Raw genomic sequence first — 22,008 nt, 5'->3', positions numbered from 1 at the left:
ATGTTAAAGAGACTAAAAGAATCCGTGATTGCGGTGATTTATGGTGGTCGTTCAGCAGAGCGTGAAGTATCGCTGCAAAGCGGACCTTTAGTTGCAGAAGGACTTCGTTCTAAAGGTTTTCAGGTGGTAGAGCTTGATCTTTATGGCCCTAATGCTGAGTTAGATCCTATTGTTCAATTGCAAACGATTGAGTTTGATCTTGCTTTCATTGTGCTACATGGCGGTGAAGGTGAAGACGGCAGGGTTCAGGCTTTACTTGAGATGATGGGTAAACCTTATACAGGCAGTTCACCTTTGGCCTGTGGTCTTGCGATGGATAAAGTTTTAACTAAGCGATTTTGGCATGGCATTGGAATATCCACGCCAGCCTATTTATCTTTTGTAGATTATGCGGATGCGGATGTAATTGAGGAGAAGATGTCTTACCCAATGATTATTAAGCCTTCTAGAGAAGGTTCTACCATTGGGATTAACAAGGCGATGAATCGAGCGGAACTTGATGAGGCGCTTTCAAAAGCTCTTGAATATGATTCTGATATATTGGTTGAAGAATTTGTAGATGGACCAGAGTTTACGATTACGGTCATCGACGATGTAGCCTATCCGCCTATAGGGCTAAAGCCTGCACCTAACCATAAACTTTATGACTATGAGGCGAAGTACGTAGCGGATGATACGGAATATCTGTTGCCTTGCGGTTTAAATGAAGATGATGAGAATGAGCTGCAAATGTTGGCACTTGATGCTTATCGTTCGTTAGGTTGTTCTGGTTGGGGGCGTGTTGATGTAATGCGTGACTCTGCTGGAGTGTTTTGGGTGTTAGAAGTAAATACTGCGCCAGGCATGACATCCCATAGCTTAGTGCCTATGGCAGCTAATTATGTTGGGATTGACTATGCTTCACTTGTGGAGAAGATTGCGCAAAATGCTTGGGGTAAAGTCGAGCGTGATTGATTTATGAGGATGGCAGCGTTAATCGGGGCTGTCTTGTTAATATTAGTCGCCTCTTTTCAAAGTAATGATTCGCCTGATACTTGGTTTGCTATTCAAAAAATCGAGATAAAAGGCGATTTTAAGTATGCAGTAGAAGATGATTTGCAGGCAGATTTTTCTTCTTTACTTGGGCAGAGTCTTCTGGGTGTTTCTCTATCCGACTCATTAGTCGTTGTTTTGTCATCGGAATGGGTGGCAAGCGCAGAAATTCGTAAAGTTTGGCCAAATACGTTGCAGATCCTTGTTCATGAATATACCCCTCTTGCATACTGGGGGGATCGGCAATTGATATCCACTTCTGCGGTAGTGATTACGCCGCGTGAGGTCCCTGAATTGCCGCTTACAAAGCTGTACGGTCCTGAAGATTCGAGTGATGTGGTTCTTGAGCAGTTTGGCTTAGTAAGTCAGGTGCTCGCATTTACGTCTCTGCGTGTTGCTACTCTCACATTAGAGCCAAGAGGTGCTTGGAGTATTGTTTTCACCAATGGCGTCAAGGTTAAGCTTGGTAGAGAAGAGATTTTAGAGAGATTACAACGCTTTATAGCGGTGTATAAAAGTGATTTATCGGGTAGAATAGACCAAATAACATCAGTCGATGCGCGCTATCCACATGGGGTGGCGGTGGGTTGGAAAAAAAATAAATGATATTGGCCTGTTTGTTGCTTTTTTAAACAGCAATAAGGGTTATGTCATAACAACACGTAATGCCGGGAAGGTGAAATGATAGTCGGTTTGGATGTAGGCACATCGAAAGTTATCTGCTTAGTTGGTGAGGTTCTGGCTGACGGTAGTTTGGAAATTGTCGGTATAGGCTCTCATAGCTCAAAAGGAATGAAGCGCGGCGTTGTTATAAATATAGAATCAACGGTTCAGTCCATTCAGCGTGCAGTTGAAGAGGCTGAATTGATGGCCGGTTGTAATATACATTCTGTCTATGTCAGTGTGGCTGGTAGTCACATTCGCAGCTTAAATTCTCATGGTATTGTCGCTGTTAAAAATGGCGAAGTGCAAAAAGAAGATATTGATCGAGTTATCGATGCTGCACAAGCGGTACCGATATCTTCTGATCAGCGAGTGCTTCACATTTTGCCTCAGGAGTACCATATAGACTCTCAAGAAGGTATTAAAGACCCTCTTGGTATGTCTGGAGTTAGACTTGAAGCAAATGTGCATTTGATTTCTGGTGCTGTGAACGCCGTAATGAATGTAGAGAAGTGCATCAAACGTTGTGGTCTAGGCGTGGATGGCGTCATTTTATCTCAGCTTGCTTCTAGTGAGTCATCGTTGAGTGAAGATGAAAAAGATTTAGGTGTTTGTCTGATTGATATTGGTGCAGGGACGTCTGATATTGCTGTGTGGATTGATGGTGCCTTACATCATACTGCGGTGGTTCCTGTGGCTGGTGATCAGGTAACAAATGATATTTCGATGGCTTTGCGTACACCAACTCAGCATGCTGAAGAGATTAAAGTGAAATATGCCTGTGCGATGTCTTCAATGGCATCTACAGATCAGGTTTTGCAAGTGCCGAGTGTTGGTGATCGTCAACCAAGATCGATAACTCGTCATGCTTTGACAGAGGTTGTTGAAGCTAGATATGAAGAAATTTACAGCTTAATTCTGGATGAATTAAGACGCAGTGGTTATGCGGAGCGTATCCCTGCAGGTATTGTAATTACTGGAGGTACGTCGCTTATGGAAGGTGCGGCGGAGTTGGCAGAGAAGGTATTTCAGATGCCAGTTCGATTATCTTTACCAGATTGTACTAAAGGAATGTCTGACATTGTCGATAACCCTATATATTCAACAAGTGTTGGATTATTGGTTTATGGTAGTAAAGAGGCTGAAGTAACCGAAATCTCGAAACGGATGATGTCTAAGACGCAAACTAAACGAGAATCATCAGTTCTGGCTCCTAAAGAAATCGGACCATCCTTCAGTGCAACGAAGGCGTGGCAGAAATTAAAACACTGGTTTCAAAGTTATATATAGTCAGAATTGATTGTGAATTTATTGAGGAGCAACAAGCCCATGAATGTCTTTGATTTAGCCGAAGATAATTTATCAGATAATGCTGTGATTAAAGTTATAGGTGTTGGCGGTGGTGGCGGTAATGCTGTCCGTCATATGCTTGAAAATCGATTGGAAGGTGTTGAGTTTATTTGCGCCAATACCGACTCTAAAGCGTTAATAGGATTCGAGACTGGGGTTTCTTTGCAGCTTGGTTCAACCATTACTAAAGGGTTGGGTGCCGGAGCAAATCCAGAAGTAGGGCGAGATTCAGCCTTAGAGGATCAAGAAAAAATCACCCAGTTACTTACTGGTGCGGATATGGTTTTTATCACGGCTGGTATGGGCGGTGGAACAGGTACGGGTGCTGCACCTGTTATCGCAAAAGTGGCTCGTGAATTAGGTATTTTGACGGTCGCTGTTGTTACTAAGCCTTTTCCATTTGAAGGTCGTCGTCGCGCTAGAGTGGCTGAAGAGGGTGTCAGAGAGTTGCGTGAAAATGTCGACTCATTAATAACTGTCCCTAATGAACGACTTTTGCCTGTGTTAGGCAAAAATATTACATTATTAAAAGCGTTTGGCGAAGCGAATAACGTTTTGTTTAATGCGGTTCAGGGTATTACAGACCTTATCATGCGCCCAGGTTTGATTAACGTCGATTTTGCAGATGTAAGAACGGTTATGTCTGAAATGGGCATGGCGATGATGGGGACAGGGTCTGCGTCTGGCGAGGATAGGGCAAGAGTAGCGGCTGAGGCTGCAATACATAATCCATTATTAGAAGATATCAACCTTAGAGGCGCACGAGGTGTGCTAGTAAATATCACAGCTAACGAGGAAGTTGGCTTGTCTGAATTTACAGAGGTTGGTGGCATTATTGAAGAATATGCATCGGAAGATGCTACCGTCGTGATTGGTTGTGCAATTGATCCTAGTGTAGGTGATGAAATGCGAGTCACGGTGGTTGCAACTGGTTTAGAAGGTCGATCTGCAGTTGAAATGAAGTCTGCTGTAGGTGAATCTGTTGTTTCTCAACCAGTTATGGCTAAGGTGGAGCAAGTTGTTGAAGGTAGTGATTCTAAAATGACTGTTGCTCAATCTGTGCCAAAGCCTTCACAGAAGACGAAGGTGGACATGGTAGAGAAAAACTTGGATGAAAAGAATGGGTCTGCTGACTCAAGCTCTATTTCAAGTGGCGATAAATTATCGTATTTGGACATTCCAGCGTTTTTGCGTCGTCAAGCTGATTAGTTTGAGTAAGAAAGATGCAATGTAAGTGCATTGGATTGTATAAAAAATGTGTTATTGATACTATTTTTTAAAGATTAGTGTCTAGTCATAAAAATGTAGGAATAAAATGGTACGCCAACACACACTAAAAAACATTATTCGAGCAACTGGAGTGGGTTTACACTCTGGCGAAAAAGTGTATTTGACACTAAAACCTGCACCTGTGAACACAGGTATTGTATTTGTTCGTACAGACTTGGATCCAGTTGTTGAGATTCATGGTGATGCACGAGCGGTTGGGTCAACAAATTTTGCTACGGCTTTATGTCAGGGTGATGTGAAGGTAAGTACCGTAGAGCATTTGTTATCTGCAATGGCTGGTTTGGGTGTAGACAATGCTTATGTAGAAGTGAGTGCTAGTGAAATTCCACTTATGGATGGAAGTGCTAGTCCTTTTGTTTTTCTTCTTCAGTCGGCTGGTCTTGAAGCTCAAAATGCACCTAAAAAATTCATTCGAGTTAAAAAGCCTATTCGAGTTGATGAGGGTGATAAATTTGCTTCTCTTGAGCCGCACTCGGGCTTTCGCTTGTCTTTCACTATAGACTTTCAGCATCCGGCTATTGGTGAAGATGTTCAGAGCACATCATTTGATTTTTCGACGACAACTTTTGTAAAAGAAATTAGTCGTGCTAGAACATTTGGCTTCATGAAAGATCTTGAGTACTTTAAGAACAATAATCTTGCTCGCGGTGCAAATATGGAGAACGCTATTGTTCTTGATGATTACCGTGTGTTGAATGATGAAGGATTACGTTACCGAGATGAATTGGTTCGTCATAAAATTTTAGATGCGATTGGGGATCTTTATCTTCTTGGTCATAGTTTGATTGGAGAATATAAGGCGTATAAATCCGGGCATGCGTTAAATAATAAACTTTTGTTAGCTTTACTTGAGCATCAGGATGCTTGGGAATACGTCGTTTATGAAGATGAAGCGCAAACAACACCAATCTCCTATGTTGAACCGGCTTTTGTTGGTGTGTAATAACTGATTAATTCTTGATCGTATTTTAAAAAACCAGGCTATATGCCTGGTTTTTTTTGCATTTAGGTTCTTGATATTTCATGTTTTGTCACACATTACCGTGGTAGACTCTATTTATTACTAATTGGCTACGTTGAGTTCAAGATGTTAGGAACTGTAATTAAAAAAATTGTCGGTACAAAGAATGACCGAGAAGTGAAACGATATAAAAAAGTCGTTACACAGATAAATCAACTTGAAGAATCCCTTCAAAAGCTCTCGGATGATGACTTATCTGCAAAAACCAGTGAGTTTCGAGACCGTCTTGATAAAGGGGAATCGCTTGACTCCATTTTGTCTGAAGCGTTTGCGGTAGTCCGTGAAGGCAGTCGTCGTGTAATGGGGATGCGTCATTTTGACGTTCAGCTTATCGGCGGTATGGTATTGAATGAAGGCAAAATTGCAGAAATGCGTACTGGTGAGGGTAAGACGCTGGTTGCCACACTTGCTGTTTATTTAAATGCACTGTCATCAAAAGGTGTTCACGTTGTTACTGTGAATGATTACCTTGCTAAGCGTGATGCTAACTGGATGCGACCTCTCTATGAATTCTTAGATATGAGTGTTGGTGTCGTTTTCTCGGGTCAAGATAGAGATGAGAAAAAAGCAGCCTATTTATGTGATATCACCTATGGAACCAATAATGAATTTGGTTTTGATTATCTTCGCGATAATATGGTTTTTCGTTTAGAGGATCGTGTGCAGCGTGATTTAAACTTCTCTGTTGTGGATGAGGTCGATTCTATTCTCATAGATGAAGCTAGAACGCCTCTTATCATATCTGGTGCGGTTGAAGATAGTTCTGAGCAGTATCGTAAAATTAATATGCTTGCTCCTCTTCTAGTTAAACAAGAGGAGAGCGAAGGTGAAGAGCCTACAGGGCATTATATTTTTGACGAATCGCAACGAAGTATTGAACTGACGGAAGATGGCCACTCCTTTGTTGAGGGTTGGTTAGTAGAGCAAGGTTTACTTGGTGAAGGTGAAAGCCTTTATGCTGCAGGTAACCTTTCTCTATTGCACCATGTCCATGCTTGTTTGAAAGCGCATGTTATCTTTAAGAAAGATATAGATTACGTTATTCAGGACGACCAAGTTGTTATTGTTGATGAGCACACTGGCCGAACTATGGCTGGTCGTCGTTGGTCTGAAGGTATTCATCAAGCTGTAGAAGCAAAAGAAGGGATGACGATTCAGGCAGAAAGCCAAACCCTAGCCTCTACTACCTTCCAGAATTATTTCCGTTTATATGAAAAACTTTCTGGCATGACAGGGACTGCGGATACTGAGGCGTTTGAATTTCAGCAAATCTACGGATTAACCGTTATTGTTATTCCTACGAATCGTCAGGTTCAGCGTAAAGATTTTAATGATCTGATTTACATGTCAACAGAAGACAAGTTCGAAGCAATTGTGTTGGACATTGAAGAGATAGTCAAAGAGGGTCGCCCTGTATTGGTTGGCACCGCGTCTATTGAGTATTCTGAGCTTTTGTCGAATTATCTTCTTAAAAAAAATATTAAACATAATGTTCTTAATGCGAAACAGCATGAGCGTGAAGCTCAGACGGTTGCTGATGCAGGTCGCCCTGGTGCTGTCACTATTGCTACAAATATGGCTGGCCGTGGTACGGATATTGTTCTGGGTGGTAATTTACAAGTTGAGTTGGCTCAACTAGGCGATGGTGCTAGTCAAGATAGTATTGATGCTCTGAAAGCCGATTGGAAGTTGCGTAACGAATCTGTTTTGGCTGCAGGTGGTTTGCATATTATTGGTACTGAGCGGCATGAATCTCGTCGTATTGATAACCAATTGCGCGGGCGTGCTGGTCGTCAGGGTGATGTAGGATCTTCTCGCTTTTATTTGTCATTAGAAGATAACTTAATGCGAATTTTTATGTCTGATCGCATTAAAAAAATGATGATGGCGCTTGGGATGGAGAAAGGCGAAGCTATCGAGCACAAGATGGTTTCAAATGCGATTGAAAAAGCTCAGCGGAAAGTTGAGGGTCGTAACTTTGATATTCGTAAGCAGTTGCTAGAGTATGATGATGTAGCAAATGATCAACGTCAGGTTATTTATCGTCAACGTTTTGAAATGATGGTTTCTGATGATTTATCTGACGCTATTTCTGCTATGAGGGAAGTGGTTGTCACAGGGCTCGTTGATGAATTTATACCTCCGCAAAGTATCTTCGATATGTGGGATCTTGAAGGATTAGAAGAGAAGGCTCGTAATGAATTTGGCCTTACACTTCCAGTTTCTAAATGGGTAGAAGAAGATAAAAAACTTTATGAAGAGCCACTTCGTCAAAAAATACTTGACAGTTTTATTGATGATTATAAAGCGAAAGAAGCCATTGCTGGTGTCCAGCCTTTCAGAGCTTTTGAAAAACAGGTCCTTTTACAGGTTCTAGATACGCTTTGGAAGGAGCATCTCCAGACGATGGATATGCTTAGGCAGGGTATTCACTTACGTGGTTATGCACAAAAAAACCCTAAGCAGGAATATAAGCGAGAAGCGTTTGAGTTATTTCAAGGCTTGTTAGAGCAAATTAAATTTGAAGTGATTCAAATTGTTACTCGCGTAAAGGTTCAGTCTGCAGAAGAAGCTGAAAAAATAGAGGAGTCTCGTAGGCAGCAAGATGAAAAAACGACAGTGAGCATGGTTCATGATTCTTTGAATTCTCTTTCTGATACACCTTCTGAGTCTAATTCAGCTCAAGAGCAACCTAAGGTAGGGCGTAACGAGCCTTGCCCGTGTGGCTCTGGTAAAAAATATAAACAATGTCACGGTAGTTTGATTTAACTGGAGAAGGCTTAAATGGCGGTAGGATTACACGATTTCCCTCTCATCCCAGAAATTAAAGGGGTTAGAATAGGTGTTGCAGAAGCTGGTGTTAAAAAACCTAATAAAAAAGATATTGTCATCTTTGAGTTATGTGAAGGCGCTTCGGTAGCGGGTGTTTTTACTCAAAATGCTTTTTGTGCAGCGCCTGTTCGTGTTTGCCAAAAGCATTTAGGTTTGGCTGGTAGTCGTTATCTGCTGATCAATACAGGTAACGCTAATGCTGGTACAGGTAAATCTGGTCTTGTCGCTGCATTGAAGTCTTGTGAGGCTTTAGCTGCTCAGGTGGATGTTAGGGTGGAGTCTATACTCCCTTTTTCTACTGGTGTTATTGGTGAGCCTTTGCCTGTAGACAAAATTATTGCAGCTATTCCTGCTGCCCTTGCTAATTTATCTGGTAGTAATTGGCATGCTGCGGGTGTTGGTATTATGACAACCGATACTTTACCTAAAGGGTCTATTCGTACCTTCGAATTTGAAGGTAAAGTTTATACTATCGCTGGTATTTCTAAAGGTGCAGGCATGATTCGTCCAAATATGGCGACTATGCTGGGCTATGTATGCAGCGATATTGCAATGAATGTCGATGTTCTCCAGGCAATTTTGAAAAGTGTTGTGAATAAAAGCTTTAATCGCATTACTGTCGACAGTGATACTTCAACAAATGATTCTTGTATTGCAGTAGCGACGGGTATGGCTGGTAATTCGGCTGTCACATCTATTGATCAGCCACTGGCTCAAGCTTTTGTTGTGGCGTTTACTGAAGTAATGCAAGAATTAGCTCATGCTATTGTCCGTGATGGTGAAGGGGCTACTAAGTTTGTTACGGTGGAGGTTATTGGTGCGGTTAACGAAAGTGACGCCACAAAAACAGCCTTTGAAATAGCGCATTCGCCATTAGTTAAGACCGCATTATTTGCATCAGATCCAAACTGGGGGCGGATTTTGGCCGTCGTTGGTCGTGCTGGTGTTAGTGGATTAGATGTGGATCGAGTTCAGCTGCATATTAATGGATTTGAAATTGCTCGCGATGGCTGTCGCTCACCTGATTATATTGAAGAGCATGGTAAGCAGGCGATGAAGCCACAAGAGATTCGCATTTGTGTTGATCTTGGAATGGGCGAGGCGTCTGATACTGTCTGGACAACCGATTTTTCTCATGAATACGTCACTATCAATGCGGAGTATCGTACTTGATTCGAGTGAAAGTGGCTGTTGGTATTATCCTTCGTGATAATAGTGTATTTGTTGCTCTTAGGAACTCTAAGCAGGATCAAGGTGGTTTGTGGGAGTTTCCTGGCGGAAAATGTGAGGCTTCTGAATCTGTAGAAACGGCTTTGGTAAGAGAGTTAAAAGAAGAATGTGGAATTTCTATAACTGGGTGTGATTTTTTTAAAACAATTTCTCATGATTACGGCGATAAGTTGGTTGAATTATTCTTTTATAAGGTTACAGGGTTTGATGGTGAGCCAGTTGGTAAAGAAGGGCAAGAAGTCCGTTGGGTCGCTTTTTCTGATTTGATGTCTTATGGCTTTCCTGAAGCGAATAAGCAAATAGTTGTAGAGTTAATGACGCATTACTGAACTTATTTTTGATATCCTAATATTAAAAAGAGCTTCCTTTGAAGCTCTTTTTTTATGCCTTTAGTTTAGTATTTTTGCTAATAGTTGCCTGACGATAGCTGGCTCGAAAGGCTTTCCGCAAATAGCATCGACTCCTTCTTGGGCGATATTTGATAGTTGGCTATCTTCAGAGTTTGAACTGACCATCAGTATCGGTATGTGGGCTAATGCTGGGTCTTTTCGAACTGCCTCGGTTAGCTCTCTGCCATCCATTTCTGGCATATTGTAATCGGTAACAATAAGGTCGAATTCTGTTGTGTTAAGTAATTCAATGGCTTCTTTGCCATTCTCAGCAAATTGAATGTCTTCTATGCCCATTGTGTTAAGTGTTTTGCTAATGTGCTTTCTCGCCATGCGGCTATCGTCTGTCACTAAAACACGGAGTGTTCTTGGGTCGAACATTTCTAAGTCAATCTCTTCCTCTACAATGAGATCGAGAGTTGCGTGGATGGCGCGTTCAAGATCTTTTTTAGTGAAAGGTTTTGGTAATATGGCCAGTACGCCAGATTGCCTAAGATGTTCTAGTTGTTCTCGGTTTCTTTCGCTGGAAATTAGCATGAAATGCTGGCCTTCAGTTTCTTCACTTTTTCGAATTTTGTCGATTAAATCATTAGCTGATCCGTCAGGAAGATACATTGAGGAAATAACTAAGTCTGGAGGAAAGGAAGATAGCGATGACATGGTTTCTTCAATGTTATTCGCGTACTCAATTTGTTTGATGCCTGCTTCTTCTAAGGCTTTAGTGATGATTTTCTTTTGGGTGTCAGAAGGTTCTACAAGGAGAAAGGAGAGGTCGCCGATTGCTGCATAATTGCTCATGTTAAGGTCGCCTATTATTGGTGTTGATACTGCTTTTGCGCCGATACTTTTTTAAGATTAATCATAGCTTTTAGTTAATCCCATTATACTAAATAGGTTAACATGTTTTATCTAGTTAAATTGAGTAATAGGAGTTCGGATGTCGACGGCAAGTGCGTGTCATATTTTGGTAAAAACAAAGGTAGAAGCGGATTCCTTAAAGGTTAAGTTGGATAAAGGGGCCGATTTCCATAAGTTAGCTAAACAATTTTCTACCTGTCCTTCGGGTAAAAAAGGTGGAGATCTTGGGGAGTTTCGCAAGGGTGATATGGTGCCGGCCTTTGACAAAGCTGTCTTTGGTGGGCCTTTATTTAAAGTGCAGGGGCCGATAAAAACACAGTTTGGTTTTCATCTTATTAAGGTGTTATACCGCTCTTAAATTAATTTCAAAGGGTAAGTAGTTATGAGCCATCCAATTCAACTCGACGAGTTTTATTTCGTTGCTCCTCAGCTTCTTATAGAGGAAGTTGCCGCTCTTAAATCGAAAGGGTTTGAAAGGATTATTAATAATCGTCCTGAAGCGGAGTCGGATGATCAGCCACTAGGTGAAAGTATTCGTAACGCAACCGAAGCGTTGGGAATGGAGTATGTAAATAATCCAATTGATTTGGCTAAGCTGTCGCAAGAGCAGGTTGATTTTCAAAGTAATTCTCTGGCTGAGAATAAAAAAACATTGGCTTTTTGTAGGACTGGAACTCGATCCTCAGTTTTGTGGGTGTTGTTGGAGAGCGGGAAAGGCGGTGATTATAATGACTTGATGTCACAAGTTGCTGGAAAGGGTTTTGATCTTTCTCGGTGTATAGTGGTCATGAAGCCTTTATTGAAAAGTTAGTATTCTTAGGCGATTGGGTTTTCTTACTATTTGGTTTGTCGTTTTTTAGTTGTGTTTTCTTTAAAAGGTAGTGTTGGAGAATTATGGTTAGCCGTCCGTCATTAGAAACAGCCACAGCTTCAGACCCTGATCGCTTTGTCGAGCCGTTAGAGCTAGGTAAGCGTGTAAAGGAAATCCGTCTTGCGAAAGGCTGGACGCTTGAGGAGGTGGGTAAAAGAACAGGTATTGCTCGTTCAACGCTTTCAAAAATTGAGAATGATCAGGTTTCGCCAAGCTTTACTATTGTTCAAAAGTTAATTAATGGGTTGGAAATGGATTTACCACAGCTTTTTGTTGAGGCGAGTGAGCACTCTATTGCGGGGAGGAGGGATATTACTCATAAAGGAAAAGGAGAGCCTCACCCTACGGCTACGTATGAGCATGAACTTTTAAATTATTCGATTAGTCGTAAAAAAATGGTGCCCTTTAAAACAAAAGTTCGGGCTCGATCTTTTTCTGAGTTTAAGGAATGGGTTCGCCATGATGGTGAGGAATTTCTCTTGGTGTTACAGGGTAAGATTAATTTTTTCACTGAGCTTTATGAGCCGATAGAGCTGAGGGAGGGTGATAGTGTATATTATGACGCCACTATGGGACATGCGGTTGTTTCGTTGTCAGTAAAAGACGCTGAAATACTTTGGGTTGTTGCTCGTTAGTAAATATTAAAAAATGATTTGTAGAAAAAGGTTGTAGAAGATTATGAAACAGTGGGAACTAACAAGCTGGAAAGAAAAAACGGCGCTTCAGCAGCCGGTTTATCCTAGTGCGGAGCATCTTGCTCAGGTCGAGGTTGCATTGGGAAAAATGCCTCCTCTTGTTTTTGCAGGTGAAGCTCGTCAGCTTAAAAAGGCATTAGCTCAAGTTGCTAATGGGCAATCATTTCTGTTACAAGGTGGTGATTGTGCTGAAAGTTTTGCTGAATTCCATGCTAATAATATTCGTGACACCTTTAAGGTTATGTTGCAGATGGCGGTTGTCCTTACTTATGCGGGAAAATGTCCTGTTGTAAAGGTTGGCCGTATGGCTGGACAATTTGCCAAACCTAGATCTGCAGGCTTAGAGGTGATCGATGGTGTTGAGTTGCCGAGCTATCGCGGTGATATTATTAATGGTATCGATTTCAATGAGAAGGCTAGGGTTCCTGATCCAGAGCGCTTGGTACAGGTTTATAATCAAAGTGCGTCTACGATGAATTTACTTCGAGCGTTTGCTCAAGGTGGTTTCGCTGATTTACACCAAGTTCATCAATGGAACTTGGACTTTTTAAATGTCAGTCCTGCGGGCAGTCGTTTTCATAGTGTTGCTGGAAAAATTGATGATGCTTTGCAGTTTATGGAGGCGTGCGGCATTGGTCCAGGTTTGGCTCAGTTAAAGGAAACCGACTTTTATACCTCCCATGAGGCGTTGCTGTTGCCATATGAGCAGGCGCTTACTCGTCAGGATAGCTTGACTGGTGATTGGTTTGATTGTTCTGCGCATATGCTTTGGATTGGTGATCGTACTCGTCAGCTAGATGGGGCGCATGTTGAATTCTTACGTGGTGTTCAAAATCCTATTGGTGTAAAAGCAGGTCCATCAATGGATCCTGAAGATTTAGTGCGTTTGTGTGATGTGTTAAATCCTAAAAATGAGCCGGGCCGTTTGAATGTGATTGTTCGTATGGGCGCTGATAAAGTTGAGAGCGGAATGCCTAAGCTGATTCAAGCCATTCAGAAAGAAGGCAAGAATGTGGTTTGGAGTAGCGATCCAATGCATGGAAACACGGTTAAGGCATCAACGGGCTATAAAACGCGTCGTGTTGATGACATCTTAAGAGAGGTTCAGCAGTTCTTTCAGGTTCATAGTGCAGAAGGTAGCTATGCAGGTGGTGTACATTTTGAGATGACTGGTCAAAATGTAACAGAATGTGTTGGTGGTTCTTTTGAAGTGACGGAAGCTGATTTGGCGGACCGTTACCACACTCATTGTGATCCTCGTCTGAATGCGGATCAATCTTTAGAGTTGGCTTTTATGATCTCTGAGACGCTTAAGAAGGCTAGGTCATAGGTAGGCTATGATAAGGCGTTAAAGTGTTTAAATAAAAAAACCAGTTGAGTAATCAACTGGTTTTTTTGTTTCTCTTATATCACTTAACTTTTTCGTCTGCGAAATGCAGAGGTTGCTGATTTGGAGGTGACATCAATTTTTGCCATGATCAGAGCCATTTCTTCTGCCTCGGCCTGTTGCTGAGCTTTTAGCTTATCTTCGCGTTCTTTTTTTGATGTTTTTTCAGCCTCATTCAGCATTTTTTGAGTGCTAGCTTTGCTTTTTGTTCGAGCTGGTGCTTTTTTTTTCTCCGTTACTATAGTAGTAGGAGTGTCTAGTCTTTCTTCACCAATGAGCTCTCCAAAGAAGGCGTGAGCGGTTGGTGTTGGCTCAAGTGTTTTTTTTGGGAGCGCTACGGTCTTTTTAACAGCGGCTTTTCTTGTTTTTTTAGGTTGTTCTGCCGTTGATACGCCATTGGCATCAAAAAGTGCTTTTTTACCTGTGTTTAGGTTGGCGGCTTTTTCAGCTGTCTGGGCTATTTTGTAGCCACGTAAGCTTTCGCCGTTATAAATAGAAATATAGTCTGTTTCTAATTCATATAGTTCTTGCTTGTCGCTGGTTTCAAACAGCTCTTCAACCGTGAATGCTTCAACACCACTTTCCCTAATGTCATTGTATAAGGGGAAATCTAGGCCTTCGTTCGTTGCTTCAATGTATTGCTCAAAACGTTGGAAGCCGCTGTTGAAAGAAGTACCAATATAGTGCTTCCCAGAGATGTTATTCGTGATTTTAAAAACGACCAAAATCGTTGCCTCTTGCGTAATATCTTTTTAATAGCACATAAGCCCCATTCGCCTGAGGTGACCCAAAGGCGAATGGGGCTTATAAGAAATAGGGTTAGTGTTTTACGACGATGTTAAGACCGTCGCGAACATTCAGATGAACATTCTCAACTCGTTTGTCTTGCGCAATTAAGCGGTTGACTTGGTTGACAGCGATATCGCTGTTTTCTTTTGGGGCTAGAACTCTTCCTTGCCATAAGGAGTTATCAATAATAATAAGGCCACCAGATCTAACAAGCGGTAAAACGGCTTCGTAATAGTTCAGGTAATTGCGTTTATCAGCATCAATAAAGACAAAGTCAAATTCCCCTTCAAGGGATTTGATCGTATCTAGCGCAGGGCCAAAAATCGGTTTGATTTTCTTGCCATGTGCGCTGCGATCAAAAAAAGATTGAGCAAACTCAATGGCTCTTGGGTTTGTTTCGCAACAAATGAGCTCACTGTCATTTGGCATCCCTTCAGCTATTGATAGTGCTGAATAGCCTGTAAACATGCCAATCTCGAGAGCTCGTTTAGGTTGTGCGATCCTTGCTAGAAGCTTCAACGTACGGCCAATGGTTTTTCCCGATAACTTATTAGGGTAACCCATGTCCGAATAGGTCTTTTCAACCAGTTCGATTAATAGGTCGGGTTCTGATTGAGTGGTCTCAATACAGTAGTTATCAAGATTGTTGGAATCCATACGGCCTTTCAGTAAATAGAAGTCTATGCAAAACAGAGGGTAATTTTACTCTGCATGCAGAGAATGTCTATGGCTGAATGAGATAAAAAGGCCTTGATTTTTGCGAATAGCCATAGTGCGTACAATAATAGCGTTATTTAAATTAGATTCGCATGAATAATCGAAAAATGATAATTTATGCGCTGAAATTTACATGTGCTCTTTAGTATGGAGCACCACTGACTCCGATAGGGGAATAAAATGCCTGTAATTACTTTGCCTGATGGCAGTCAACGCTCTTTTTCAAACCCAGTAACTGTTATGCAGGTGGCTGAGGATATCGGCCCTGGTCTTGCAAAAGCGACTGTGGCTGGTCGTATAAATGGCATTCTGGTCGATGCTTGTGAGCTCATTTCAGACGATGCCAAATTGAGCATCGTTACTGGAAAAGATGACGATGGTGTCGAGATCATTCGCCATTCATTTGCGCATCTTGTTGGTCACGCTGTTAAGCAGTTGTATCCCACCGCAGAAATGGCAATCGGGCCCGTGATAGGTGAGGGTTTTTATTACGATATCGCTTATGAGCGCCCTTTTACGCCAGACGACTTAGCTGCCATTGAAAAGCGTATGGGTGAATTGGTTAAAACGGATTACGATGTTGTAAAGAAAATGACTCCAGTTGCGGATGCTCGTCAGCAATTCGTTGATCGCGGAGAAACCTATAAAGTTGCCTTGATTGACGGCATGGATCAGTCTGTAAAAGAGGTTGGCTTATATCGTCACGAAGAATATATGGATATGTGTCGTGGTCCTCATGTGCCAAACACTCGTGTATTGCGTCATTTCAAGTTGACGAAGTTGGCGGGTGCTTATTGGCGCGGTGACTCCAATAATGAAATGCTACAGCGTATTTATGGTACAGCTTGGAATGACAAAAAAGAATTGAAAGCCTATTTGACTCGTATTGAGGAGGCTGAAAAGCGTGATCATCGTAAATTAGGTAAGAAGTTAGATCTTTTTCATCTTCAAGAAGAAGCGCCTGGAATGGTGTTTTGGCATCCTAAGGGATGGCGCTTGTATCAAGCTGTTGAACAATATATGCGGCAAAAGCAGCTTGATAATGACTATCAAGAAGTAAAAACGCCGCAGATTGTTGACCGAGTGCTTTGGGAAAAGTCTGGGCACTGGGGTAAGTATCACGAGAATATGTTTACTACGCATTCTGAAAATCGTGATTATGCCGTAAAACCGATGAATTGTCCGTGTCACATTCAGGTTTATAACCAGGGGTTGAAGAGTTACCGTGATTTGCCGTTTCGAATGGCAGAGTTTGGCTCTTGTCACCGTAATGAGCCTTCTGGTGCTTTACATGGTATAATGCGGGTTCGTAACTTTGTACAAGACGATGGTCATATTTTTGTAACAGAAGGTCAGATTCAGCAAGAAGTGTCTGAGTTTATTGATTTGTTACATGAGGTTTATGCTGACTTTGGTTTTGATAATATTATTTATCGATTGTCTACTCGTCCAGAGCAGCGGGTTGGATCTGATGAAGTATGGGATAAGTCTGAAAAAGCCTTAGCTCATGCATTGGATTCGGCTGGGCTTGACTGGGAAGAGTTGCCAGGAGAAGGCGCATTTTATGGGCCTAAAATTGAGTTTTCTTTGAAAGATGCCATTGGACGTGTGTGGCAGTGTGGTACCATTCAGGTTGATTTTTCTATGCCGACTCGTTTGAGTGCACAATATGTCTCAGAAGATGGTTCGCGCCAAACGCCAGTTATGTTGCACCGAGCAATAGTGGGTTCACTTGAGCGTTTCATTGGTATTTTGATTGAAGAGACAGAAGGTGCGTTTCCTGTCTGGCTTGCACCCGAACAAGTTGTTATCATGAACATTACAGATCGCCAAGCAGACTATTGTTCTGATTTGGCAAAAAGATTAAATTCAAATGGCTTTAGAGCAAAACTTGACTTGAGAAACGAGAAGATCGGGTTTAAAATTCGCGAGCATACACTTCAACGAGTCCCATACATGATCGTTGTTGGAGATAAGGAGGTTGAGCAGCAACAAGTTGCCGTTCGAACTCGTGCTGGTGAAGATCTTGGAGTGATGAGTCTTTCTGATTTTGAAGGTTTGCTTCAAAAAGAAGTTGCTCGCCGTAGCCGTAAACAAGAAGTGGAGATAGTACTATAAAAGGTAATATGAATCGTGGACGTACCGCTAGTAAGCAGCGTCCTCTAATCAACGAGAATATTCGAGCTACCGAAGTGCGCTTAATTGCTGTCGACGGTGAACAAGTTGGCGTTGTCTCGCTTGAAGAGGCACTTAAAGCAGCACAAGATGCGACGCTTGACCTGGTGCAAATTGCTGATTCAGATCCGATTGTTTGTAAAATCATGGACTACGGCAAGCATATTTTTGAGCTAAAGAAAGCGAAAGCGGCTCAAAAGAAAAATGCGAAGCAGATTCAGGTTAAAGAAATGAAATTCCGTCCAGGGACGGAGGAAGGGGATTATCAGGTAAAACTCCGCAACCTGATACGTTTCCTTGAAGGCGGGGATAAGGCCAAGGTGTCGTTAAGATACCGCGGTCGTGAAATGGCCCATCAGGAGCTTGGTATGCAACTTATGAATCGAGTCGCTATAGACTTAGAGGAGTATGGTGCAGTAGAGCAAGCTGCGAAAATGGAAGGTCGTCAATTGACTATGGTGCTAGGCCCCAAAAAGAAGAAGTGATTTTAAATAATGCGATTTTATAAACTTAGGTTTTAAGAATCGTATTCTTAGGAAATTACACTAACATTAACGAATGCGAGAGTGGTTTTATCATGTCCAAAATTAAGTCACACAGTGGCGCAGCTAAGCGCTTCAAACGTACCGCGAATGGTTTTAAGCATAAGCAGTCTCATACTAGTCATATTTTGACTAAGAAATCGACTAAGCGTAAGCGTCATCTTCGTACTATGAAGAAGATTGCGCAAAGTGACAAAGCGTTAATTGTACGCATGTTGCCATACATCTAGGTCTAGATTTTTTAGTTCATTAATTTATTAGTATAAGGTTTATATTATGCCTCGCGTAAAACGTGGTGTTCAGGCTCGTCGCCGTCACAAGAAGATTTTAAAGCAAGCTAAAGGTTATTACGGTGCACGTAGTCGTGTATTTCGTGTAGCAAAACAAGCTGTTATCAAAGCTGGTCAGTATCAGTACCGTGACCGTCGTCAGCGTAAACGTCAATTCCGCGCTTTGTGGATTGCTCGTATTAACGCTGCTGCACGTATCAATGGTCTGTCTTACAGCCGTTTCATTGCTGGCTTGAAACAAGCTGCAATTGAAATTGACCGTAAGGTTTTGGCTGACCTAGCTGTGTACGAGAAAGAAGTTTTTGCTGCAATCGTTGAAAAAGCGAAAGCAAGCTTGGCTTAATTTCTGACGTAGCCTTAGAGTGATTCGGTCTTGAAAGATATAGTCTTAATAGAACGAATGATTCAATGCAGTCTTTGATAGGGGAAGGGCCAACGGTCCTTCCCCTATTTTATTTTTTGGAGTGTGTAAATGGAGAACCTAAAGCAGATTCTTGCTGATGCGCTTAGCGCAGTGGCTGCGTCTGAGAGTGAGTCCGCTCTGGATGATGTACGTGTGCATTATTTGGGAAAGAAGGGCGCTCTGACCACTTTGTTGAAACAGCTTGGTAGTGTTTCTGCAGAGGATCGGCCAAAATTTGGTCAGCTGGTGAATGAAGCCAAAGGGCAAGTTCAAGAAAAGATCACCGAACGCAAAGCCGCGTTAGCTAAGGCCGCTTTGAATGCCAAGCTGGCGACTGAGACTATCGATGTTTCTCTATCTGGTAAGGGTCAAGAGGTGGGTGGTTTACATCCCGTGACTCGTACGATGGAGCGTATAGAAACCTTTTTTCGGGGGATTGGTTTTGATGTGGCTGAAGGGCCAGAAATTGAAGATGATTATCACAACTTTGAAGCCTTGAATATTCCTGCGCATCATCCGGCGCGCGCTATGCAAGATACTTTTTACTTCAATCCAACGACAGTATTAAGAACGCATACATCACCTGTTCAAGTGCGCACAATGGAAACGACCCAGCCTCCTATTAGAATTATCTGTCCAGGTCGTGTTTATCGTTGTGATTCAGATCAAACGCATACACCAATGTTTCATCAGGTAGAAGGTTTGTTGATTGACGAAAATATTTCTTTCGCTGATCTAAAAGGTATCCTGCAGCAGTTTTTGAATGTCTTCTTTGAAGATGATTTGAAAGTGCGTTTCCGCCCTAGTTATTTTCCATTTACTGAACCTTCTATTGAAGTGGATATCATGCGCACCAACAGTAAAGGTGAAGAATCGTGGTTAGAGGTCTTGGGGTGCGGCATGGTTCATCCTAAAGTGCTAGAAATGTCGGGTATCGACTCAGAGAAATACACGGGCTTTGCTTTTGGTATGGGGGTCGAGCGATTTGCTATGTTGCGATATAAAGTAGAAGACTTGCGTATGTTCTTTGAGAACGATTTGCGTTTTCTTAAGCAGTTCAAGTAACCCCTCGACCTAGGATGTTTTTATGAAAGTTAGTGAGAATTGGTTAAGAGAGTGGGTCAATCCAAGTATTAGTAGTGATGATTTGGTGGCTCAAATTACTCTGGCTGGCCTTGAAGTAGATGAAGTTTTACCTGTTGCCTCTGAGTTTTTAGGTGTGGTGGTAGGTGAGATTATCAGCGCTGAGCCTCACCCAAATGCCGATAAACTGCAAGTTTGTCAGGTGTCTGATGGCATAGAAGTTTTTCAAGTGGTTTGTGGTGCACCGAATGCGCGTGCCGGTATTAAGATCCCCTTTGCAAAAATCGGTGCCGTATTAGGCGCAGATTTCAAAATTAAAAAAGCCAAACTTCGTCAAGTTGAATCGTTTGGTATGTTGTGCTCTGCCTCTGAGTTGGGTTTGAGTGATGACCATGACGGTATTATGGAATTACCATCATCTGCAAAGGCTGGCGAAGATTTTCGTGCTTTTTTAGGGCTTGATGATCAGATTATTGATGTTGATTTAACGCCTAATCGCAGTGACTGTTTAAGTGTTGCTGGCTTGGCACGTGAAGTGGGAGTTTTAAACAAGGTTGATGTGACGCCTGTTAAGGTTGCCCCGGCTTATGTCGCTATTGATGATGCTTTCCCCGTACGAGTGGATGCGATGGATGCTTGCCCTCGTTATTTAGGCCGTGTCGTGCGTGGTGTCGATGTGAAAGCTAAGACTCCTTTGTGGATGGTTGAGAAGCTTCGTCGTAGTGGGATTCGTTCTATAGACCCAATTGTAGATATAACGAATTATGTGATGCTTGAGTTGGGTCAGCCGATGCATGCCTTTGACTTAGCAAATTTATCGGGTTCAATTATTGTTCGAATGGCCAATAAAGATGAAAAAATCGTCTTGCTTGATGGTCAGGAAGTAACGCTTCGTAATGACACTTTGGTTATCGCCGATGAAAAAACACCGCTAGCTATTGCTGGAGTGATGGGTGGTGAAGGGTCTGGGGTTAACGAAGAAACGAAGGATATTTTTCTTGAGAGTGCTTTCTTTACACCATTGTCTTTGGCGGGTAAGGCGCGTTCTTATGGTTTACATACCGATTCGTCTCATCGATTTGAGCGCGGTGTCGACGCAACACTACAAGAGCGAGCGATTGAGCGTGCGACAGCATTGGTTGTTGAGATTGCAGGCGGTCAAGTTGGTCCTATTACTCATGCGTTAAATGAAGCGTCATTGCCAGAGGCGGCAGTGGTGGCTTTGCGTCGTAAGAAGCTCGATCAATATTTGGCTATGTCGATTGATAAAGACCTTGTGACGGATATTCTGACTCGTCTTGGTTTGGAGATGATTGAGGTAACGGATGAGGCTTGGCTGACCAGAGCGCCATCTCATCGTTTTGATATTGCTATTGAAGCGGATTTGATCGAAGAAGTGGCGCGTATTTATGGCTATGATAATCTTCCATCTTCTATGCCTCAGGCGGCGGTGGATTTTACACCTTTGTCTGAGACGAAAGCTCAAATTCAAGTATTGCGATCCATTCTAGTGTCTCAGGGTTATCAGGAGGCGGTGACATACAGTTTTATTGATCCAGTCTTAAGTAAGCAGTTTTTGCCTGAGATAGAGCCTGTGCCACTGGCGAATCCGATTTCTGCTGACATGGGCGTTATGCGTCCTAGTTTGGTGCCGGGGTTGGTAAGAGCTTATCTGCATAATCAAAATCGTCAGCAGTCTCGTGTGCGTTTGTTTGAGACAGGGCGTCGTTTCATTGGTTCTGTAGATGCCTTAGATAAGTTAGATCAGCAGCAGCAAATTTCTGGTCTGATTGCAGGGTCTCGTGATGCTGAAGCTTGGTATCATAATAGTGAGAAGGTTGATTTTTATGACCTTAAGTCACACGTTGAAGCGTTGTTTGCGTTGAATGATGGTGGCAAGCCGAGTTACGAGCCGTCTGGTTGTGTTTTTCTTCATCCAGGTCGTTCAGCTGATATTTTTGTTGATGGCGAGTTTGTTGGTGTAATAGGTGAGCTGCATCCTCAGTTGTCTAAAGAATTAGGGGCTAATCAGCCTTTATATGTTTTTGACATTGCCTTGTCGGCCGTACTGCAGGCTTCTTTACCTGAATATAAAGCAGTTTCTAAATTCCCTGAAGTGCGTCGTGATTTGGCCTTGTTGGTTGATCGTGCTGTTGCTGTAAGTGAGTTAGAAAAAGTGATTTTGAGTTCTGCAGGTGATGCGCTTAAAAGTGTCTTGGTGTTTGATGTTTATCAGGGCCAAGGTATTGATGAATCGAAAAAAAGTGTCGCTTTGGGCTTGACGTGGCAGCATCCTTCACACACTCTTAGTGATGAAGAAGTGAACAACTCTGTCGAACAAACTGTAGCGGCGTTGTTTGATCAGTTGGGCGCCGTTGTAAGGGGGTAGAT

At 42.3% G+C, this 22,008-nt stretch carries 21 protein-coding genes; 18 read left to right on the top strand and 3 right to left on the bottom strand.

What is annotated here, in order from left to right; translation table 11 throughout:
* The 8 genes from M3I01_RS11595 (at position 1) to mutT (ending at position 9,747) form a co-directional block, all read left to right on the top strand.
* Positions 1 to 954 (top strand): D-alanine--D-alanine ligase, encoded by a 954-nt coding sequence (locus M3I01_RS11595; protein ID WP_255896014.1) that lies wholly within the window; start codon positions 1 to 3, stop codon positions 952 to 954.
* 9 nt (positions 955 to 963) lie between these two features.
* The gene (locus M3I01_RS11590; protein ID WP_275565079.1) at positions 964 to 1,638 is read left to right on the top strand and encodes a cell division protein FtsQ/DivIB; all 675 of its coding nucleotides are present in this window, start codon (positions 964 to 966) and stop codon (positions 1,636 to 1,638) included.
* Positions 1,639 to 1,713: 75 nt separating this feature from the next.
* Positions 1,714 to 2,985 carry a cell division protein FtsA gene (gene ftsA / locus M3I01_RS11585; protein ID WP_112139441.1) on the top strand — a complete coding sequence of 424 codons (1,272 nt, stop codon included), beginning with the start codon at positions 1,714 to 1,716 and terminating at the stop codon, positions 2,983 to 2,985.
* A 39-nt stretch (positions 2,986 to 3,024) separates the two neighbouring features.
* Entirely contained in the window at positions 3,025 to 4,254 is a 1,230-nt protein-coding gene (ftsZ, locus tag M3I01_RS11580; protein ID WP_255896012.1) for a cell division protein FtsZ, read from the top strand.
* 106 nt (positions 4,255 to 4,360) lie between these two features.
* A complete protein-coding gene (lpxC, locus tag M3I01_RS11575) occupies positions 4,361 to 5,278 on the top strand; it encodes a UDP-3-O-acyl-N-acetylglucosamine deacetylase (protein ID WP_255896011.1) in 918 nt (305 codons plus the stop codon).
* Between the two features lie 144 nt (positions 5,279 to 5,422).
* Complete coding sequence (gene secA / locus M3I01_RS11570) at positions 5,423 to 8,125, top strand: preprotein translocase subunit SecA (RefSeq protein WP_255896010.1); 2,703 nt, start codon at positions 5,423 to 5,425, stop codon at positions 8,123 to 8,125.
* 15 nt (positions 8,126 to 8,140) lie between these two features.
* Positions 8,141 to 9,361, top strand: coding sequence for a bifunctional glutamate N-acetyltransferase/amino-acid acetyltransferase ArgJ (gene argJ / locus M3I01_RS11565; protein WP_255896009.1), 1,221 nt, complete (start codon positions 8,141 to 8,143; stop codon positions 9,359 to 9,361).
* Between the two features lie 5 nt (positions 9,362 to 9,366).
* Positions 9,367 to 9,747 carry an 8-oxo-dGTP diphosphatase MutT gene (mutT, locus tag M3I01_RS11560; RefSeq protein WP_255896137.1) on the top strand — a complete coding sequence of 127 codons (381 nt, stop codon included), beginning with the start codon at positions 9,367 to 9,369 and terminating at the stop codon, positions 9,745 to 9,747.
* Positions 9,748 to 9,807: 60 nt separating this feature from the next.
* Here the strand turns inward: mutT and M3I01_RS11555 are convergent, their stop codons facing one another.
* On the bottom strand, positions 9,808 to 10,605 hold the full coding sequence (locus M3I01_RS11555; RefSeq protein ID WP_255896008.1) for a response regulator transcription factor: 798 nt from the start codon (positions 10,603 to 10,605) through the stop codon (positions 9,808 to 9,810).
* A 139-nt stretch (positions 10,606 to 10,744) separates the two neighbouring features.
* Here M3I01_RS11555 and ppiC point away from each other — a divergent pair, with 139 nt between their 5' ends.
* The 4 genes from ppiC to M3I01_RS11535 all read left to right on the top strand — a co-directional run bounded on the left by ppiC (position 10,745) and on the right by M3I01_RS11535 (position 13,561).
* A complete protein-coding gene (gene ppiC / locus M3I01_RS11550; protein WP_112139429.1) occupies positions 10,745 to 11,023 on the top strand; it encodes a peptidylprolyl isomerase PpiC in 279 nt (92 codons plus the stop codon).
* Positions 11,024 to 11,047: 24 nt separating this feature from the next.
* Positions 11,048 to 11,476: a TIGR01244 family sulfur transferase gene (locus tag M3I01_RS11545; protein WP_255896007.1), complete on the top strand. Its 429-nt coding sequence runs from the start codon at positions 11,048 to 11,050 to the stop codon at positions 11,474 to 11,476.
* Between the two features lie 83 nt (positions 11,477 to 11,559).
* The gene (locus M3I01_RS11540; protein WP_255896006.1) at positions 11,560 to 12,171 is read left to right on the top strand and encodes a helix-turn-helix domain-containing protein; all 612 of its coding nucleotides are present in this window, start codon (positions 11,560 to 11,562) and stop codon (positions 12,169 to 12,171) included.
* Between the two features lie 43 nt (positions 12,172 to 12,214).
* Positions 12,215 to 13,561 (top strand): class II 3-deoxy-7-phosphoheptulonate synthase, encoded by a 1,347-nt coding sequence (locus tag M3I01_RS11535; protein ID WP_255896005.1) that lies wholly within the window; start codon positions 12,215 to 12,217, stop codon positions 13,559 to 13,561.
* Between the two features lie 83 nt (positions 13,562 to 13,644).
* Here the strand turns inward: M3I01_RS11535 and M3I01_RS11530 are convergent, their stop codons facing one another.
* Positions 13,645 to 14,343 carry a GIY-YIG nuclease family protein gene (locus tag M3I01_RS11530; protein WP_275565078.1) on the bottom strand — a complete coding sequence of 233 codons (699 nt, stop codon included), beginning with the start codon at positions 14,341 to 14,343 and terminating at the stop codon, positions 13,645 to 13,647.
* Between the two features lie 94 nt (positions 14,344 to 14,437).
* Entirely contained in the window at positions 14,438 to 15,064 is a 627-nt protein-coding gene (locus tag M3I01_RS11525) for an O-methyltransferase (RefSeq protein WP_255896002.1), read from the bottom strand.
* A gap of 240 nt (positions 15,065 to 15,304) precedes the next feature.
* On the opposite strand from M3I01_RS11525, the gene thrS reads away from it, so the two are divergent.
* The 6 genes from thrS to pheT all read left to right on the top strand — a co-directional run bounded on the left by thrS (position 15,305) and on the right by pheT (position 22,006).
* On the top strand, positions 15,305 to 17,242 hold the full coding sequence (gene thrS / locus M3I01_RS11520; protein WP_255896001.1) for a threonine--tRNA ligase: 1,938 nt from the start codon (positions 15,305 to 15,307) through the stop codon (positions 17,240 to 17,242).
* A gap of 8 nt (positions 17,243 to 17,250) precedes the next feature.
* Positions 17,251 to 17,784, top strand: a complete 534-nt coding sequence (gene infC, locus M3I01_RS11515; protein ID WP_255896000.1) for a translation initiation factor IF-3 — start codon at positions 17,251 to 17,253, stop codon at positions 17,782 to 17,784.
* Positions 17,785 to 17,876: 92 nt separating this feature from the next.
* Positions 17,877 to 18,071: a 50S ribosomal protein L35 gene (gene rpmI / locus M3I01_RS11510; protein WP_255895999.1), complete on the top strand. Its 195-nt coding sequence runs from the start codon at positions 17,877 to 17,879 to the stop codon at positions 18,069 to 18,071.
* A gap of 46 nt (positions 18,072 to 18,117) precedes the next feature.
* Positions 18,118 to 18,474 (top strand): 50S ribosomal protein L20, encoded by a 357-nt coding sequence (gene rplT / locus M3I01_RS11505; protein ID WP_112139413.1) that lies wholly within the window; start codon positions 18,118 to 18,120, stop codon positions 18,472 to 18,474.
* 129 nt (positions 18,475 to 18,603) lie between these two features.
* Entirely contained in the window at positions 18,604 to 19,599 is a 996-nt protein-coding gene (pheS, locus tag M3I01_RS11500) for a phenylalanine--tRNA ligase subunit alpha (protein ID WP_255895998.1), read from the top strand.
* A gap of 22 nt (positions 19,600 to 19,621) precedes the next feature.
* Positions 19,622 to 22,006, top strand: a complete 2,385-nt coding sequence (gene pheT, locus M3I01_RS11495; RefSeq protein ID WP_275565077.1) for a phenylalanine--tRNA ligase subunit beta — start codon at positions 19,622 to 19,624, stop codon at positions 22,004 to 22,006.
* Positions 22,007 to 22,008 lie beyond the last annotated feature (2 nt).

This window comes from Marinomonas maritima, from assembly GCF_024435075.2.
GTDB lineage: Bacteria > Pseudomonadota > Gammaproteobacteria > Pseudomonadales > Marinomonadaceae > Marinomonas > Marinomonas maritima.
The sequence above is the reverse complement of the archived record's forward strand: the minus strand, read 5'-3'. Positions and strand labels throughout refer to the sequence as shown.